The organism is Flavobacterium hydatis, from assembly GCF_000737695.1.
GTDB classification, from domain to species: Bacteria; Bacteroidota; Bacteroidia; order Flavobacteriales; family Flavobacteriaceae; genus Flavobacterium; species Flavobacterium hydatis.
Genome location: NZ_JPRM01000036.1, coordinates 93301 through 114200, shown reverse-complemented (window position 1 = coordinate 114200; position 20900 = coordinate 93301). Strand labels below are relative to the sequence as shown.

At 33.0% G+C, this 20900-nt stretch carries 4 protein-coding genes; all 4 read right to left on the bottom strand.

The features are described 5' to 3' along the window. Positions 1–7: 7 nt before the first annotated feature. Genes IW20_RS19300 through IW20_RS19285 form a run of 4 tightly spaced genes read right to left on the bottom strand, consistent with a single transcriptional unit; the run spans position 8 to position 20895 of the window. Positions 8–1813: a cytochrome P450 gene (locus IW20_RS19300; RefSeq protein WP_081912521.1), complete on the bottom strand. Its 1806-nt coding sequence runs from the start codon at positions 1811–1813 to the stop codon at positions 8–10. A 22-nt stretch (positions 1814–1835) separates the two neighbouring features. Next, complete coding sequence (locus IW20_RS19295; RefSeq protein WP_123869419.1) at positions 1836–2171, bottom strand: hypothetical protein; 336 nt, start codon at positions 2169–2171, stop codon at positions 1836–1838. Positions 2172–2201: 30 nt separating this feature from the next. Beyond that, on the bottom strand, positions 2202–9956 hold the full coding sequence (locus IW20_RS25565; RefSeq protein WP_081912520.1) for an SDR family NAD(P)-dependent oxidoreductase: 7755 nt from the start codon (positions 9954–9956) through the stop codon (positions 2202–2204). A 1-nt stretch (position 9957) separates the two neighbouring features. Continuing rightward, positions 9958–20895 carry an SDR family NAD(P)-dependent oxidoreductase gene (locus IW20_RS19285; RefSeq protein WP_035626236.1) on the bottom strand — a complete coding sequence of 3646 codons (10938 nt, stop codon included), beginning with the start codon at positions 20893–20895 and terminating at the stop codon, positions 9958–9960. Between the last annotated feature and the right edge of the window lie 5 nt (positions 20896–20900).

The following is a 20900-nucleotide window of genomic DNA, read 5'->3' as shown; positions in this document are numbered from 1 at the left end:
GGTTTATTTATACTACCAAAACTGGCGCATTTATACGTTCTATTTTTATATTGAATTTACTTGGTCCCAGAGTTGTATTAAAGTGATCTTCTACCTTATTTTCTTTGTCTGATTTGCTTATTTCATAATTTTTTAAAATCATACACAAAATGGTTTTCATTTCTACCATTGCCAACGATTTTCCTGGACATATTCTTTTTCCAAGTCCAAAAGGAATAAGGTTACTTTGATTGGTATGGAATGTAATGCTCTTACTTTCTACCCAACGTTCCGGATCAAATGCTTCTCTTTTTAAAAATGGGCAACTTTCCTGATCTCTGTAGTGAGATAATAAAAACACGTCTGTATCTTTTTGTATTTCATACTCTCCAATAACACAGTCTTCATTTGTAGTTAAGGCTATAACAGGAATTACTGGTTTTAACCTCATCACCTCATAAATAACTGCATTTACATATTCTAGCTGATTAGAATCATCCATTATTTGTAAAAACTTTTCGTCTCCTAAAACAAGTGATATTTCTTCTCTCATTTTTTTCTGAACTTCTGGGTAATCTGTAATATAATGAAGCACCCATAATATAGTATTTGCAGTAGTATCTTCTCCTGCTACGAGCGTACCAAATATGCTCGGATAAATCTCTTCATCTGTTAAGTATAGTCCCTGATCATCTGTTGCTTGTAATAAAGCCTCGATATAGTTTGTAGGGTTTTCTTTTAATTCAGGATTTAATCTTATCCTTTCTTTTGCTTCATTTATATATTTCCAAATACCTTGTTTTATTTCTTTTAGATCATTATCTAACTTATGATCTTTAGGTAGTTTAAAAAATTTCCAATATTGAACAGGAACTACAATTCTAAATTGAATCATGTTCATTACTCTTTTGTAATTGTTCTGAATCTTATTTTCTTCATTTCCAACAGTTCCTATTTTCTGCCCAAATGCTAAATAAGATATGATATCAAATGAGTAATTAAAAATGTCTTTGTGTACATCTATCTCTGACGTTTTTTCTAATGTTCTCTCCCAGTGATTATAAAGATCTTCTGTAGTTTCTTTTATCGATGGATAAAAAGACCGGAGTACTTTATTTGATAATGCTTGGGTTACATATTTTCTGCTTCTTTTCCACTCATCTCCTTCTGTCGAGAAAAGGTTATGAACATCCATCTCTTCTAATACTGGTCTGATATTTTTGAATCGTCTGTATTTATAAGGTCGCTGATTTAAAATTTCCTTGATATAAGACACTTCCGAAATTACTACTCCGTCTTCTCCATTAACATTAATCTTATAAAAAGATCCATATTTCTTTGCCCATTCTTCGTATTGTAAATGCACTTTTGTCATTTTAGAAAGAAAGCTTAGCGAATTTCCAAAAACAGGTATTGCTTTTGGGCCTGGCAAATCTTTTAATGTTTTTATACGCACTTGTCTTTGTGCAGGAGCATTTTCCATTTCTCTTTTATGCTCTAAAAGTTCATTTTTATCGATAAAAATATCCCCGTTGACTATTTCATAATAGAACGTTTTTAGACCGCCTTTTGAATTACATTTATTTTCTCCTGATATACAATTGAACTTCCATTGATGTGCAGGACATACAATATTTAGCTCTTCATCAATTTCTCCGAAACTTAGCAGTTCTTTTTCGTGTGGACATAATCCTTGAAATATCTTAATCTCATCGTTATGATTAACTACTACAAGTTCTACGTTTTCTTTATTGACACCAATCATTTTATTATCCTTTATTTCACTAATATTTATTAGTCTAATCGGATAAAATTGTTTTTCAGTTTCCATCATATTCTGTAATTTTATAAATCAATTAATAGTTTACTTTCTTTCCTTTTTCGTTTAACATCTTTATTGCAGATTTCCATGAAGGGCTTTTATCTGTTTCATAAGAAACATAGGCGCCGTATACTGCTATTTTGCCTATATCCTTCATAACATTTCTATGTTCTCCGTTGTTTCTAAATTCTAACATATGTTCTTGGTCTCTCCATAATGTCATTGTATAAACAATTCTAAAGAGTTTTAAACTTCTATATTTTATGCACTTTACTTCTTTCATCTGTTTTTTTAATCGGCTTTCTACAGAGAATAATGACATTGATTTTAATAGTGATGTGCTTTTTATTTTTGTAATAGATACTATCATTGTTGCGTATTTTTTTTATGTTATTTTATGTTATCTGGTTAAGGATACTTGTTCTGTTTTTTCTTTATAAAATGTTATTTCTTTAACCCATTTAGAGCAATATGGTTCTCGTATTATAGAAAAGTGATCCCCCTCTACATTAATTACTTCTACCTGTTCAAAATATTGACTCCAGCCTAAATCGTATAATTCATTTGTAATTACTTTATCTTTTACTTTGGCCAGCGTAATAGGAACTTGATGCTGAATATCCATTTCGTAACTGCAACTCATAGATACATCAAAAACATCCCATAGTTTGTCGAACATATTCTGATTTACAGTCACTCCATTTGTTGTGATGAAATTGTATAGTAATTCTTTTCTGTCTGTATTTTTTTCTTGTAGAATACTGTGCACTTTACTCTTTAATGTTTCTATTTCTACTTTATCAAATATTTCCGGGAATAGATTCAGGAACAAAACCGTTTTATCCATCTCGTTGCTGGATAATGTATTAGGAAAACAATCTAGCATGAATATTTGTTTAACTTCTATATCTAATGCTTGTAATTGTTTTACCATTTCATAACTAATTAATCCGCCAAAACTATGAGTTACAAGATGTATCTCAGAATTTGGTGGGGTTATCTTAGTAATCTCTGCTACATTATGAGCAGCCATTTTCTCTATACTGTCTAATGGTTTTTTGTTATCAAAAATTCCTTGCATGGTAATTCCATAACAGTTTCCGTATGTAGAGAACTGTTCTGCCAATTCATAATATCCATAGGCAATTCCTGGTACGCCTGGTATGATAAAAATATTAGTCTTTTCGGGCGCTATCTTATGAAATTGTATCAAATAAGAAGATCCTTCGATGGTACTTTGTAATTTGCTAACATCGAGCTGACTTAAACTATGCTCATTACTTTTTGTATCGAAAAAATTGTTTTTATTATCCGAATCTTTTTCTGAAAATTCTTCCTTAACCTCTTGATGTTTATTATGAACTTCTGAATTATATTCTTCTAATAAATGCTCGGCTAAACTTTCTATGGTTGTGTTATTATAGAATACGGATGGCAATAATGAAATTTCATAATAGGCATTCAACTCCGAATTTAATTCTGTCAGTAAAATTGAATCTACTCCATACGCTGCTAAGTCTTTGTCTCTATCTATTTTAGCTTTATCTAACTTTAATAAATCAGCAATTAATAGGTGTAACTTATCCTGAAGCTTTTCTTTAATATTTTCTCCATTCTGTTCTACCACATTCTCGACCTTTTTCTTTTCGGTAAATCGGTTTGTTATGATGTTGTTGATTTTTTTTGAATCTCCATAAGCCACTAATAGGTTTTGTGAAGCTGTAGCTAAAATGGTTTCAAATAGCTCTAATCCTAATTCCGTTGGCATTGGTTTCATTCCCCATTGCGCATCCAGATATGCTATTTGCTCCTCTTGCAATCTCATCCCTCCGTCTTGCCAAAATCCCCATCCAATACTATAGGTTTTACCTTTTCTATTGCCTCGTAATCGTTCTTCTTCTCTATATAAAGCATAATTATTAAGATACGCATTGGCGGCAGTATAATCAGACTGCCCTATATTACCTAGTTCGCTAACAATAGAAGAGAAAAGCATCATAAAATCTAACGGCTCATTTTGGCATACTTCGTCTAAGTTTTTTAATCCTTCCGTTTTTGGAGTGAAAACATTTTTTATTTCTTCCTCTGTTTTTACCTGAATTAAACTATCTCTTGTAATTCCGGCTGCGTGAATGATTCCGTTTATATTACCATACTCTTTTTTAATTTTAGAAACTGTACTTTGTACTTTTTGCTTATTTGCTATATCACAAATCATGTATGCTGCATTAGGCAAACTCTCTATAAAATCTGTTTGACTTTTATTTAGTTTTTTACGCCCTAAAAGAATGACTTTAGCTTTTTTACTTGTAATATATGTTGCAAAAATGCGCCCTAAGCTTCCCATTCCGCCAGTAATCACATAGCGTCCATTTCTCTTAATAGTTGTTTTTTCTTTAGAATTTGAGAGTGTAACTAATTCTAGTTGTTTGCAATTTCTGTTTCCTTTGGCGTATTTAATTTCCTGATCTGTTGTTTCCAGTTCGTTTCCAACTATTTTATAAATGGCATCACTATTCGATTTGGTAAACTCCATATCTACTCCTATCATTTTTGTTATGATTTTTGAGTTTTCTAATGATGCTGTTTTTAATAAAGCACTCAAAAACTCTATTTCTAACTGCTTACTAACAGGGTATACAAGGATTACTTCAACATTTTCTTTACTCGCTATTACTTGCTTAATTATTGCTATTGTCTTTTCGAAATAAACTTCGGGAGACGCAGCTTCAATCATCTCTATATCGGCATTCAGAAATTCATTAAAATGTGGTACCTTTTCTGGTACTGCTTCGCAAATTATAATTTTACGTTTTACCTCAAGATTTCTTTTACTGCTTATCGGAGTTTCTTTCCAAACAGATTTATAAAGTTGTGTATCTTCAGTAAGCGTTGTTTGAGGTGCTATTTTTCTTTCTGGTAGAAATAATACATTCTGAAATGCGATTAATACTTCCCCATTCTCATTACAAATATCTACGTCATAATTAATGACTTCGTCTGATTTGTTATTCTTACTTTTTCGTACATACGACCATATATTTTCTTCTAATGGTTGGTATATATCTATTTGCTCTACGCTAAAAGGAAATAGCAAGCCTGTTACTTCTTTCTCCAGATTAATTCCTATACAAGTTTGTAAAGCGCTATCCATTATTCCCGGAGTGAGAACATATCCTTCTCCTTTTGGAAGTTCAATCTTAGAAATCGCCTCAGAAGAACTAAACCACAAATGTTGTACTCCTCGAAAAGAGGCTCCTAGTTCTAATCCTATTTCTTGGTATTTTTTATAAAAAGCATCTCTGGAAATATTCTTACTAAGAGATTTTTTAATCTTCTCTATATCATGTTTTATAGGTGCTGAGGTTTCGGCTGAGGTTAACTCTCCTTGCCCGTGAATTTGTTTTTCCTGACCTGAAACTCCTACTGTTTCTATATTACTGTAAATAACATACTGAAGGCTTTCTTCTTGTTTTATAATTTCAGTTTCAATTTGTACTGTCTTACCACGATGCCATATTGGCTGTAGCCATAACACATTTTTTAATTGTGTAATGTTTTTATTTATACTCTTTTCTCCAGCAGTTTTGGCTAGCTCTAAATAGGCTACTCCTGGCAATATTTTTTCATTCCTAAAAATATGATCTCTAAAAAAATGTTCTTCTCCTAAATACGTACTGCTGAATTTTTGATTTCCTCCATCAACATTTATCCTTTGATGTAGCAACGGATGTAGCTTTTGTATTCCTGAATTCGATTCGATTATCGTATTAGCTTTCAGCCAATATCTATCTTTTTCAAAAGCATACGTTGGCAAACTTATTCTTTGAGGTCTCTCTTGATTATTGCTATATAATTTATTCCAATCGACACTTACTCCCATTGCCCATAAATTTGCTAAAGACTGGTATTCATTATGTTCTGTTGCATATTTTATATAGGCTTCTCCTGCTCCATTTGATAAAAAAGTTTTGAATTGCTCTTTTTCTTTCGCAGAAGCTGTATTGGAGTTTACTAAGCCTTTATTATTCTTTAGCTTAATTAAAAAATCTGCTACAGAATCTGTTATAAATACGCTACGAAACTCCATGGGCTGACGTCCTACTTGCCATGTATAAGCTACATCAGAAATAGAAATTGCAGGTTTTTGTTCCAGATAATCAATCAGGTTTATTATTTGGCGTTCTAGTGCTTTCTCACTTTTTGCCGATATTGGTATAACAAACTCTTTACTAGAAATATTTTTTTGATGCTTGTTTTCATACTCCTCTACAACTAGGTGCGCATTTGTTCCGCTAAATCCAAAACTACTTACGGCCGCTCTCCTTGGTGTCGCTTCAGAATGTGCCCAATCTTGTATTTTATCTGTTATATAAAAAGGACTGTTTTCTAAGTTTATTAAACTATTTTTCTCTTCATAATTTAAGGTTGGAGGTATTATTTTATTCTGTAATGCCAATATTACTTTCTGTACTCCTGCTACTCCTGCTGCATAAACGGTATGCCCAATATTCGTTTTTACACTTCCTAATCCGCAATAATTAGTGTTGTTGGTTTGCTTTCTAAAAGCACGTGTTAATCCTTCAAATTCTATAGGATCACCAAGACCTGTTCCTGTACCATGTGCCTCTACATAAGTTATGCTATCCGGGTGAATATCATATTTTTGATATACTTCATTTTCTAATTCTTCCTGAGATTTCATACTTGGTGCCAAAATCCCATTAGTAGTTCCGTCCTGATTGGTTTCTACTCCTTTGATAATACCATGTATATAATCGCCATCTCTTTTTGCGTCTTCTAACCTTTTGAGTACCAAAACGCCTACTCCTTCTCCCGGTACAAATCCGTTAGCACGATGATCAAAGGCATAACATTGACCGTCTTTACTTAGCATACCTGCCTTGCTTGACAATTTGTAAAATCTAGGTGTTGTATTAATAAATACTCCACCGCTTAATGCTATATCAACTTCTTTATGATACAAACTTTTACACGCCATCTCGATTGCGACCAAAGATGATGAACATGCTGTATCTATAGCGATTGCTGGTCCTTTTAGGTTAAGAAAATATGATATTCTTGAAGCTAGGATTGCGCTGCTGTTTCCCCAATAAATTGCTGCATTCTCCAGATTAGTCGTTTGCACATAATCTCCTTGTCCTGCGCCAACATATATTCCGCATTTTGCCCCATTTAGCTTATCGGTTACAATAGCGGCATCTTCAAAAGCTTTCCAGCAATGTTCTAAAAACAAACGTTGTTGCGGATCCATTCCCTCGGCTTCTTTGCCTGATATTCTAAAAAATAAGGGATCAAATTTATCTATGTCTCTTAAAAAACTTCCCCACTTGCTATACGTTTTATTAGCTACTTCTTGATCTGCAGAGAAGTGTTCGTCGATATTCCATCTATCATTTGGCACTTCTTCTATAAGACTTTCTCCATCTTTTATTTTTGTCCAAAAATCATTTAAATCCTTTGCACTACCATATTGCCCACTCATACCAACTATAGCAATGTCTAATGCTTTAGTTTTTTGATTGGATTGTTTAATTTCTTTAGAACTTCTTGATGGAATTTCTATCTGTGCTGTTCTTGCCGAATTAGCTCTAACAATTACTTTCCCTATATTATCTCTATCCTCCAGTATTTTATAGGCTTTTTTATAATCTTCAAAAGGAACTTCTGTACTGATTACCGATTTTAAAACTCCCTTTTCTATATACTGTTTACATTCTGCCCATAAACCTTCGATATATTCTCGGTCTTCGCCGATAAGTTTTCTTAAATCAACAGCTATAAAGGTTTGATTGTTTGAAAATTTGCTCAGATCAATATGATTTGCCGATTTTAAAGCCGTCATTGACAACTCGATATATTGCCCTCTTTTTCCTAAACAGTTGATTCCTTTCTGAATGTTTTCGCCCGAAAGGGTATTTACAACAACTGTAACTCCTTGCCCATTTGTTATGCTATTTACTTCTTCTTCAAAATCTTGTTCTCTATAGTTAATCGCATGTTCAACGCCAATTTCTCTTAAATAATCTACTTTAAGGGTACTTCCTGCTGTAGCAATAACTTTTAATTCTAAATGCTTGGCTAGCTGTATCGCAATATGCCCAATACCACCTGTGGCAGTTTGAACTAAAATATAATCTCCTTTTTTAACATGCACTCTCCTAAATGCTTCCACCATTGTCATAGCTACTGTAGGAATTGCACAAGCTTCTTCAAAAGATTGATTTTCGGGTATAGGTAACAACTGTAATTCGTTAGCCACACAATGTGTACTATGCAAGCCGTAGCTACCATCTGTCATTACTATTACTCTGTCTCCAATACTAAAATTGGTTACTTTATTTCCTGTTGCTATAATAGTTCCCGAAGCCTCAAAACCTGGAGAAAAAGGATAAGGTGGCATTGTAGGATATAATCCTTTTACGCAAAGTAAATCTCCAAAATTGAGCGAGAAATGAGAAATCTCAACCAGAACCTCATCTTGTTGTATTGCGGGTAAATCAAAATTTACAATTTTAATATCATCAATCGTGGCAGGTTTTTCCAGCCATAATCGTTGTGCTTTACCTTTTTCTTTGCTTACTAAAAATGATGCTTCTTCTCTTTTTTCTATTTCTATTTTTTGACTCAGAACTTCATTTTCTGTCTTATTGTCTCTCTTATTTTCTGCTTTGATTTCGCTTTCTGATGCTGTTGGCTGTATTGTAAAAGCCGAACTATGTTCTTCTGCTAAGTATTTAGAAAATTCTTTTATGGTAGGATAATCAAATAATATCGTAGTTGGGATCGCATTTGTTAGCGTCTCATTTATTTCCTTTATTAATTCTAAACCTATAATTGAATCTACTCCATAATCAGACATTGGTGTGATCTCGTCAAACTCCGAAACCTCCATTTTTAGCACTAAGGCTAATTTATTTTTTATAAAATTTTCTACTTCCTTAATGTCTACAACTTGTGATGTTCCCACAGCTTGTTTAGAAACTATTTCTGTTTTATCAGATTTAGTTTCTCTTAAACTTGGCTCAGCTTTAGCATCTTCGGCAGCCAAAATAATTTCTCCATCACTTTGAGATATTATAATTTGCTGAAACAATTCTTCGTCTTCTGGGTAGCTCATTGTATTAACAAATCCTGTATCTGTTAATACTTTTTGCCATCCTTTTGTAGATAAACCCGGGCTTCCTTCTAGCCTAACTTCTGCATCTTCATATAACCACCAGCCATCGAGTAATCCAAATGTGAGGGTAGCATATATATCGTTTTGTGCTATTTCGTTTAAAACTAAGACACCGTTTCTCTTAAGTACTCCTTTTATATTTTGAAGACTTTTTCTAATGTTTTTTGTTGCATGTACTACATTGGCTCCAATTACCATATCAAAACTTCCCAGGGGTAGTTCCTGATTTTCTGGTGACTTTTCGATATTAAAAAGTTTCGTTTCTAAATAAGGTGCAATTGCCTTGAAATGCTTCTCTGCATGAAACAGAAAACTTTTAGACAAATCTGTATATACATAACTTATCTTGTTTTTGTAAGTACTTAATACCTGAAACAATAGGTTACTTGTTCCTCCTGTACCTGCGCCAACTTCCAGAATGGTAAACTTTTCTCCTTCGCCTAAGTTTTCGATATTATCTGCTACAATATTTTCTACTACCTGGCATAATATATCATTGAAATAATCTGCTTGTTCATTGCCTTTATAAACTTCAGAAACCAACTCCATACTTCCATCTGGGAACATTACATCTGTAGCATTTACTTTTCCCTGAAATATAGATTGCAGCCCATCTAAACATACTTGTAGTAATGTAGCATGACCTGCCATTTCTGGCATGTCTGTAAAGATATTTTGCAACGTTACTTGTCTGTCAAAATCTCTCAATTCCTCCTGAGCTATTGCAGTAAGGGTTAATACTCCTTCGTTTTCATGAAGATAATCGTAGCTTTTTAAACTACGAATACATTCTTCTAGCAAACGGGTATGTTTGTCAACTACTTTTAATTCTGTCTTTAACTGATCTATTTCATTAGCTATGCCACTTCTAAAACCCATACTTGTCAAAATACTGAGTAAAGAGTTATGACATATTCTTTGCATTTCTATGGCATTATTTTTTATGGTAGTCATTTTAATTTAAGATTTGTTTTGGAGAAGTTAATTTTATCCTTTTAAGTTCTATTGTTGCTTCTTTAGGAGGTTGAACTTTTCTCTTTTTTAATTGAAAAATGTTCATTCTCTTAATTACAGCATCATTCAAAAATTTCATTACGAAAAGTTGACCATTTTTTTGTGCAAAAACTTTTTCTAACGATTGCATTCCTTCCTCTTCATTAATACTTCCTATGCCCATTTGTTGCATTCGTTGTTCGTAGCCTTTAGAAGAAACAATACCTGTATTTCCCCAATATCCCCAATGAATTACGTATGTTGGGATTCCTGATTTTTGCTGTACTTGTTTTGCCAAACTATCTTTATAGGTGCATCCTGCTGAGTAATTAGATTGACCCGCTGCTCTAAAGAAACTTTGAGCTGAAGAATAAAAACAAATAAAGTCTAGTTCTTCCTGACTAAAGGCTTCTATCAAATATTGACTTCCGATTGATTTTGGGTAGAATGATTTTGTAAAATCTTCTTCATTCATATTGGCAATTATCTTATCATTAAGCACAATAGCCGAGTGAAAAATTCCATTAATTTCTTCGGATGTAAGTTTGATTTGTGTATACGCCGATTGCATACTTAACCTATTGTCTGCATCGCATTGAATATAGGTTGGAGATACTCCAAGCTGTGCTATTTCTTCAATTGCCTCAGTAATAGTATCGTCTTGCTCTCTTCTTCCTAACCAATATACTTTGGCTTGGTACTCTTTTACTAAATAAGAAGTGGTTACTTTTCCTAAACCACCAGCTCCTCCTAAAATCACATATACTCCACCTTTTTTAATTTTAGAATATTGTTTTTCTATTTTATCTTCTACTGGTATGAGGATATTTTGATATAAATCGAGATTTCTAATTGCTAAGGATTCTCCCATTTTAGAATAAGGCGTATCAAGAATACGTTTCATATCATTAGGATGCGAAACATCTACACTTTTAAAACCCCAATTCATTTCTTCTTTTACCAAAGAGCCAACTAGTCCTAGAATACCTGATCCTTTTTCTGTAACAATATCAGATGAGGTTACCTTTTGTGTTTGTTTAGTTACAAATACTATATCTAGTTTATCTGCGCTTCTTTTTTGTAATGCCTTTATGTTCTTAAAAACATTCAATTCTATTTTATCAATTTGTTCAAGCACTTCGCTTTTATCATCAGCATCCCATATTCCTTGCAGGAAATAAATAGATTTAATGTCTTGAGGAACATCCGTTGCATCTTTATACCAATTTATGCTTCCGCCATTGGCTTGTATTTCTTTTTCTAATGTTAGTGTATATTCATTTTTAGCTCCTATAAAAGCATTCTTTTTATGAGAAGCTGTTGCTGATTTTTCAAAAGATGTTTTCTCCCATATCGATTCATAATAAATCCCGATAGACTCTGTATCTTTATTTTCTTGCGTTATTTTTGGTTCTGGACTTAATGGTATCGACACAAAATCTCTCATGCCTATCAATACATTCCCATCCTCATCCAGTATTTGCATGGAATATCTGTGTATTCTGCTTTTTTCTTTATGTTTTTGTACATAACACCAAGAAGCTTTCGTCAAATCTGTAGCGTAGATATCTACCGCCTGAAGACTGTATGGCAATTGTAAACCTCCTTGTTTGTTATTAAAATCTACACCTATGGTTGCTTGTAATGCTGCATCTAATACACCTGGATTTAAGATAACTCCATCCCACGCTGGTAAATGAATACTAACTAATGATTCATCTTCATTGAAATACATTTTTTTGATTCCTTGAAAACTATCTCCATATTCTAAACCTACCGTTTTAAAAGCTTCATAACATGCTGCGCCTTCTTTTTCGCCTTGCATGCGTTCTTTTAAAACCGAAATATCATATCGTGAAACTTGTTTTAAATCCTCTCTACCTAATTTTATCTCCGCATGTGTTATACTTTTCCCTTCTTCTTTACTCGATATTTGTACTACAATCTCGTTTTTATCTTTTGTTACAAGGGTGCTAACTTTTTTAATTTTGTTATCAACTTTTAGCGGTTTCAACCAAATAATATCTTTGAGTTGTAATACTTCTTGATGTGTTACTTCTTCTAAAGCTTTTCTAGCCAATTCTATATAGGCAACTCCTGGAAATAGTTTTTCAGAATTGACCAAATGATCTTTTAAGAACGTTTCGTTTCCTGAGAAATCACTTTGAAATTTAATTCCGTCCAGATCAGATACATTTTTATGAAGCATAGGGTGTAACTCAGCCACTCCATTTAATGTTACTGCATTTTCATTTGCTTTATCTTTTTTAGAGAACCAACAATATTTTTTCACAAAAGGGTATGTAGGCAAGCTTATCTTTTGTGGTAATTGCTTTTTGTTATAATATGCAGACCACTCTATATTTCTTCCCGAAGACCATAATTCTAATAGTCTCACCTCTCTATTTTTCCATAAATTTTTAATTTCTGCATCTAATACATCTTCCTTTATTAATGCGTCTTGAGCTGTAATCCCATAATAATAATCTAATGAAACCTCATCTAAATAGGCTTTTAATTGAGCCGTAGCTTCCTCTATAGTCGTAGCATAAAAAGCGAGTCGGTGAGACATTGCTTCTCTTCCTACCTGTAATGTATATGCAACTTCTTCTGGCAAAAGTTGTTCTTGATTTTTTATAAAATACAATAGCTTCTCTACATATTCTTTGAGTTGCTTTTCTGATTTTGCAGACATAACCCATATTGGTATTGGCTGGTCATACTTTTGTTGCTTCACTTGCATGTTATATTCTTCAATAATCAAATGAGCATTACTACCTCCTGCACCAAAACTGCTAATACCTGCTATTCTTGATTTTCCGTTAGTTTCCCATGGTTCTAATGTTTTTTGTACTCTAAATGGAGTACTATTAAAATTAATATTTGGGTTTTGTTTCTCTGCATGAATAGATGGTACTAGTTGTTTATTCTTCAATTGCAACAGTACTTTTGTTATTCCGGATATTCCCGCTGCAGATTCACAGTGTCCTATATTAGATTTTACAGAGCCTATCTTGCATATATAATCTTCGTCTTCTACCTGAAATGCTTTTTTTAGACTCGCAACTTCTATCGGATCTCCCAAACTTGTTCCTGTACCATGAGCCTCGATATATGAGATTTCACCTGCGTTGAGGCTTGCTCTTTCCATAGCTCTTTTAATTACCGAAGTTTGAGCCTTAGGATTCGGTACTGTATATCCATTTGTTTTCCCTCCATGATTTAAAGAAGCTCCTCTGATAACACCATAAATATGATCTCCATCGCGTTCTGCATCAGATAATTTCTTTAGCAAGACAGCTCCAACTCCTTCAGATGGTACATATCCGTCTCCTCCTTCTCCAAAACTTTTGCAACGTCCTGTGCTTGATGCAAATCCTGCTTTACTTAATAGCAAATATTTATTAGGATGAATACTTACGTTTACTCCACCAGCAATTGCTGCCTTGCAATCACCATTCATAATACTCTGGCATGCAAGCTCTACTGCAGTTATTGAGGATGAACACATCGTATCTAGCGCCATACTCGGCCCATGAAAATTAAAGAAATACGAAACTCTATTGGCTATACTACTCGGGTTACCCACAAGATGAATCTGATTGCCTTTTTGCTGTTCTTCTATACCATATAGCTGATATTCTTCATACATGACTCCCACAAAAACGCCTACATTACCAGTCATTTCATTTATTTGGGTCGATTGTCCTAATCGTTCTCTTGTATAACCTGCATCTTCTATAGTTTCCCAAGCCGTTTGTAAAAACAATCGTTCTTGAGGTTCCATAATTTCAGCTTCACGAGGAGATATATTAAAAAATAAAGGGTCAAACTTATTTACGTCTTCTATAAAACCTCCCCATTTACTATAACTATTACCTGATTTCCCTTTTTCTTCATCATAAAAACTTGTCAAATCCCATCGATCACTAGGTATTTCGGTAATACTATCTTTTCCTTGTTTTAGGTTTTCCCAAAATTCTTGTACATTATTTGCCCCAGGATATTTTCCTGCTAAACCTATAATTGCTATTTTATCTTCATTATCTACACTTTTGGCTACTGGAAATTCATCTTGATATTTTGGACTATCCTCTATTATAGATTCGTCTAAATCTTGATTTCTGTCTTCAATATCTCCACCAATAAATGTTTCCTTATCTTCTTCATGAGAAAATGAGTCTTCATTTTTTAGTAACAATTCTTGTATTGTTTCTTGCTGATTTTCTAGAAAATAACCTATTAACTCCTGAAGTGATTGGTACTCAAAAAACAAGGTTCTCGGAATATCATTAAAAACTACATCAAAGGTGTTTGTTAACTTCGTAATACTAATGGAATCTATTCCAAAATCTTCAAAATATTTATGGGCTTCAAATCGCTCTTTTGGCAACTTAAATTCTGCCGATAAAAGATCTATTAAATAAGAAGTAATAAATACTTTCAGTTCTTCTTGATTGTATTCTTTGGCTTTCTTCTCTTTAACTTCCTCTACAATCTCCTTATTACTAGATTTTTGTATTTTAATTCTTTCTAATAAACCGTATACTGGTATTATCTGACTGTGTGCACCAGATAATATAAAATCAAAACTATTTGTACCTACCTCATTAGGCATTGGCAACATACCTGTCTGATTTTTTATAAACTCTTTTTGTTCCTCAGGCATTTTCATTCCTCCATTTTCCCATAGCGGCCAATTGATACTTATGCTCTTACCAAATCTTGTTTTTTGCTCATATTTTGTTCTTCTATGAGTCATAAAATTGTCCATAAAAGCATTCGCAGCAGCGTAATCACTTTGCCCGTGATTTCCCTTTACTGCTGCTACGGCAGAAAAACTCACAAAAAAATCTAACTTTTCATTTTTAGTAACCTCATCTAAAAATAATATGCCATCCATTTTAGGTTTTAATACTGCTTCTGCCTCTTCTGCGCTTTTGTGAATTATCAAACTATCTTTAATAATTCCTGCACTATGCATGATTCCATCTATAGCGCCAAATTGTTGTTTTATTTTTTGAAATTGTAATGCTACAGCTTCTTTATCAGCAATATCACAAGCATTATATATCACATTAGGATAGGAGTTTACGATTTTATTGTAAGCATCGTTACTACTACTTCTGCCTGTAAGAATTACTTTTGTATCCTTAGTTTTCAGAATATGTTCCAAGAATATTTGTCCTAAACCACCCATTCCTCCAGTTATCCAATAAACTCCTCCCTCTTTAATTTTCACGTCCGAAGTTTGTTTTTGTGGTGTTAAAACTTCAAGATGTTTTTCTTCTCTTTGTCCGTTTATATATCTAACCTCCAGAGCTTCTAGTTTACTTTCTGATGCTACAATTTCAAGGATTTCTTCTATACTTTTTGTAACTACATTATCCAGAACAATTACTTTTCCTAATACTTTAGAATATTCTAATTGAGCAGATTGAAGCAATGCTGCCAAATGCCCGTACTGATTATAGCTATTATTTTCTATAACGATAGTAAGCTGTACTTCTTCCTTTGCTTCTATAATTTGTTTGAGTTTCTTAAAGATAACCTGAAACCCATATTTAGGATCTTCACTATCTTCTAGCAACCTAACATCTAGAATATTGTTCTTTATTTTTTCATTTATTGCACTTTCAAATCCTGCCAAATAAACCAGTTGCTTATTTTCTTTATGCTTACTTATTTGCGGAGCAACATTTTTCCATACATTATTAAAATATTGGATTCCTTCTTTTTTATCTTCTTGACTTTCATTTTTATCTGCAAGAATATTTTCTAATGGCAAGAGCGTAAATTCATCTAACTTTAAGATCGTTTCTCCTAAACTATTTACTAAAACCATATTGTATTTTCGGATTCCAGATGTACTAGATTTAGTTGCAAATAACTCAACTAAACACCAAGCTTTAAGAGGTAAATCTTTATAGATATTAAGTCTTTGTATGCTATACGGAACATAAACTGTATTTGTTTTTCCTTCTAACGAAAGTCCTATCGTACATTGAAATATGCTATCTAATATGCCCGGTTCCAGAACAAATTGATTCTGCTTATTGAATGTTAATTCAACAACTGCTTTATCCTGAGAATACTTAATATTTTCAATTCCTTGAAAGTTTTTTCCGTAATCAAATCCTAGATTACTAAAGTGCTCATATATTTCTTTTTTGCTTTTAATTTGAGGCAACTCTGCTATTATTCCATCTACATTTAATCGCTCTGAAGATGTGTTATTAACTGATTGTTTTCTCAATTTACCTGAGCTATGTATGATTTTTTTCTCGTTATGATTTGAAAATATTTGATACTGATATTCTGAACTTGAAATTTCTGAAATCACTGTTTTAAGCTCAATTCCTTTTTCTTTATTTCTTAAAGGTTCTTGCCATGTAATATCATATAACTCATTAATCATAGCATTCGCACTGATTTTTCCAGCTTCTAGCGCCATTTCTATATATGCCGCTCCGGGAAATAAACCAGAACCATTTACTATATGATCTTTTATAAAATACTCCTCTCCACTAAAATTACTTTCAAATTTCTGCTCCTTAATTGTGGAGATATTTTGATGAATTAACGGATGTATTTTTGACGCTTTTTCTGTCTGTATTTCTATTTCTTCAATCCAATATCGATCTCTCTCAAATGGATATGATGGTATTTTAATTTTCTTTACTTTTTGGTTGTACAATAACTCCCAATCAATTCTTACTCCTTGTGTCCACAATTCAGCTACAGTTTCTAACTCTGTGTTCTTAATAGCACTTTCTATAAATGCTTTTCCAGAAACACCTTTCATTGTAGTATTCTCCTGAACTCTTATATTATTTGTATAATAATTTAAGGTTCTGGATTTCTCACTCTCGGGATTTAAGAAGTTTTTCAGCTTCAATATTAATTCATCATTATTCTGTACAACACAGGCAAAGCGTTCTTCCATTGCTGTACGACCAACCTGAAATGTATATGCTAAAGAGTTTAAAGAAACATTTGGGTTGTGCTGAACAAACAATACTACTTTTTCACAATATCTCTCGAGACTATTTTTGTCTTTTGCAGATATTGCTAAGATTACTTTATCATTCTTTTCTACTTCTTTTTCTGAAGCAGCAGGAATATATTCTTCAATAATAGCATGCGCATTAGTACCACTAAATCCAAAACTGCTAATAGCCGCTCTTCTTTTTCCTCCTGTATAATCATCCCAAGATTTAAGGGTTGTATTTACATAAAAAGGGCTGTTATCAAAATCGATAAATTCATTATTCTTTTGATAATTCAAAGAAGACGGAATTTGTTTGTGTTGCATTGACAAAATCACTTTTTGCAATCCTGCTAATCCTGCTGCATGTAGTGTATGCCCAATATTGGTTTTTACACTCCCAATACCACAGTAATTCTTTTTTTGTGTTTTAGATCTAAAAGCTTTTGTAAGTGCCTCAACCTCTATAGGATCTCCTAATTTAGTTCCTGTTCCATGTGCTTCTACATAACTTATCGTTTCTGGATTTATACTAAAAGTTTCATACACTTGTTTCTCTAAAGCTTCTTGTGATGGTGCACTTGGTGCTAAAATTCCATTGGTTGCTCCATCTTGATTCGTTAAGATTCCCTTTATCACTGCATGAATAATATCTCCATCTCTTAGTGCATCGTTTAATCGTTTAACTACCACTACGCCTACACCTTCTCCCGGTACAAATCCGTTTGCTCTATGATCGAATGTAAAACACTGCCCGTTCTCACTTAACATAGAAGCTTTACTTGCCATTTTATGAAATAATGGTGTGGCGGCGAGACTTACTCCTCCACAAATTCCCATATCGATATTGCCCGTTTGTAGGTTTCTGCAAGCTGCCTCTAATGCTACTAATGATGATGAACACGCAGAATCTATTGCTAAGGCAGGCCCTCTTAAGTTTAGATAATACGAAATTCTAGCTGCAAGAATTGAATTATCCATACCCCAAAAAACAGACACATGTTTGTTTTTTGGATTCTGAATATAATCGCTATTTCCTACTCCCGCATAAACTCCTACTTGCTTACCATCTAAATGGTCTTGGGTTAAATTTGCATCTTCTAATGCGTGCCAACAATGTTCTAAAAACAAGCGTTGTTGTGGATCCATATTTTCAGCTTCTATGCCCGATATTTTAAAAAATCCTGCATCAAACTTGTCTATATTATCCATAAAACCACTCCATTTACTATAGGTTTTATCTTCTTCGCTTTTAATGGGGCTGTAATGAAGTGTGCTATCCCATCTTTCTATTGGAGTTTCTCTTATCAGGTTTTCTCCTCCTTTTAGAGCTTCCCAATATTCCTCTAGATTTGATGTTCCTGCATAAGCCCCACTCATACCAACAATGGCTATATCGTCTGAGTTTTTCTGTGCTTCTTGCGCTTCTTGCGCTGAATTTTTTATAGGCGCTTCGTCTTTAAGGATAGGTGTATTTACATTATTATCTTTTATAATCTTACGTTTCCAACCCTCCTTATTTTCGACAATATATTGTACTAAAGATCGAATACTAGGATAATTAAATAAATCCGTTGGTTGGATATCGATATCTAGTTCTCTATTTATGTACTCGCTAAGTTGGCTACTCAAAATAGAATCATATCCCATTGCAGAGAATGGTTCATCGAGATCAAACTCTCCCTGAGGAAGCTTGATTAAAGACGCTGCTATTTTTTGTACTTTATCTAATACAATATTCTGATGTTCTTCGTTATCTGCGGTCTCTAACTCAAATTGGTTCATTAAGGTTTTCTCTTCGGTGATTTTTTTTACCAAAGAGCCCTTTTTCATTCTAGAGGTTAAGCTTTTTGCAATTGGTTTTTTAGAAAACTTAACGGCATATATTTCTTTTAGTTCGCCTTCAAGAATTTTCTCTAAGGCGATCATTCCTTCTTTTGCTTCGATGCTACCTACCCCCATTTGATCCATTCGGTCTGCATATTTGGAGTTTGAAGCCACACCAATATTCCCCCAATATCCCCAATTAATTGTATATGTAGGGATCTTATAGTTTTGCTCAACTACTTTTGCTAAAGTATTTTTATAGGTACAACCAGCTGCATAATTGGCTTGTCCGGGACCATTAAAAAAGCCTTGAATAGAGGAATAAAAACACATAAAATCCAAGAACTCATTCTTGCATACCTGAACCAAATTTTGAACTGCTATAGATTTTGGCGCAAAGGCTTTATTAAAATCAGAAAAACTCATTGCATAAAACGGTTTATCTTCTAGCACTAAAGCTGAATGAATAACCCCATTTATAGCTTCTCCACCAGATTTTATTTGCTTAAAAGCCGCTCTTATATCTTCTAGTTTATTTGCATCGCATTGTATATAAACAGGCTTTCTTTCGTATCCTGAAAACTCTTCTATACTAGCTTCTACTATTTTGTCTGACGGTCTTCTTCCTAACCAATATACTTTGGCATTATATTTATTAATCAGGTATTCTGTAGTGATTTTACCTAAACCGCCAGCTCCGCCAAGAATTACATAAATTCCATTTTTTCTAATTCTATGAGAATAAGATACTGCAGGTAATGTAGCTAAGGCACTTAATAGTTTTTTATAGAAATTTCCGTTTCTATAAGCCACTAACGTTTCGCTAGTTTGTACTATTTTAATCGCTAGTTTTTCAAAATCTATGGGTTCATTTTCATTGATATCAACTACTCTAAAATTCCAAGTAGGCATTTCTGCAGCTACTGTCCCAACTAAACCAAAGATTCCAGCTCCTTTTTCCTGAACCGTATCTGTAGAGAAAACCTGTTGTGTTTGGTTTACAATAATGTGAATCTGAAAATTATTATTTTTAAATTCTAATAGCTTTTTTAAACATATAAAAACAAATTCTTCTTCTTTTCCATAAGATCCATTTTCGCTATCGTTAGACACAAAAGAACGGTTTGGGAATATAAATACGTGATCAAAAGATTCATCGATATCATCAATAGATGAAGTATAAACTACTTCTGCATCTTGTTTTGTTAATGCCTTTTTAAAGTCAAAAATCAAATCATTATTATCTCCCAGACATAAAATTTTCTTTTCCTGAAAAGGATTTTTTTCTTGATTTATTTCTTTAATCTCTTCCCATTTTTCTTCAAAATATTGTAATTCTAAAACACTATCGTCCAAGAGTAATTTCACTCCTTCAAATACAAAAAGTATTTCACCCTCAGCACTAAGTAAATTAACGGTATAAAAATCTTCTTTGTCTTCTTCTTTAATTACTTGGCACCAATGCGTATTCTTAATATCGCCATATATATGCATTGCTTCAATACTTTCTATTGTCGAAGTATTATCTTTTTGTCCATTTAAAGTCTGGAAAGCACTTTCTAATATATTTAATGGCAACACATATTGCTCTTCTTCCTCTTTAGGAATAACCCTAGACCATACCTGATTTTGCATTTGAAATAAGGAATGGATACTCTGTAATTCAGTTGTATATTCTAATGAATTCTTTGCTAACTGCTTATAGAATTCTTCTTTGTTTAACTCTGTATCTTCGCTTATTAAATTCTCTAATTCAATCTTTTCAGGTGTATTTTTAAATGCATTTAATAAATCCCCTTGCGCATATATTATTTTATTTAAAACATCATTCTCCTGATAGAACTCAAAAGAGAATCCTTCTTTTTGTTCCTTAAATTCTATATGAAGTACTAGCGGTTCATTTTCTATTACAATAGGCTGATTCCATTTAAAGTTTCGTATTACATTAATTTCTCCATTATTTACTTTACTCCCTGCTACTCTTATCATTTCTATATAAGCCGATAATGGTAATGTTTTCTTTCCGTTTACTTTTAAATATTGAAAGAATGACTCTTTTCCTGTATATATAATCTTGAATTTCATGCTAT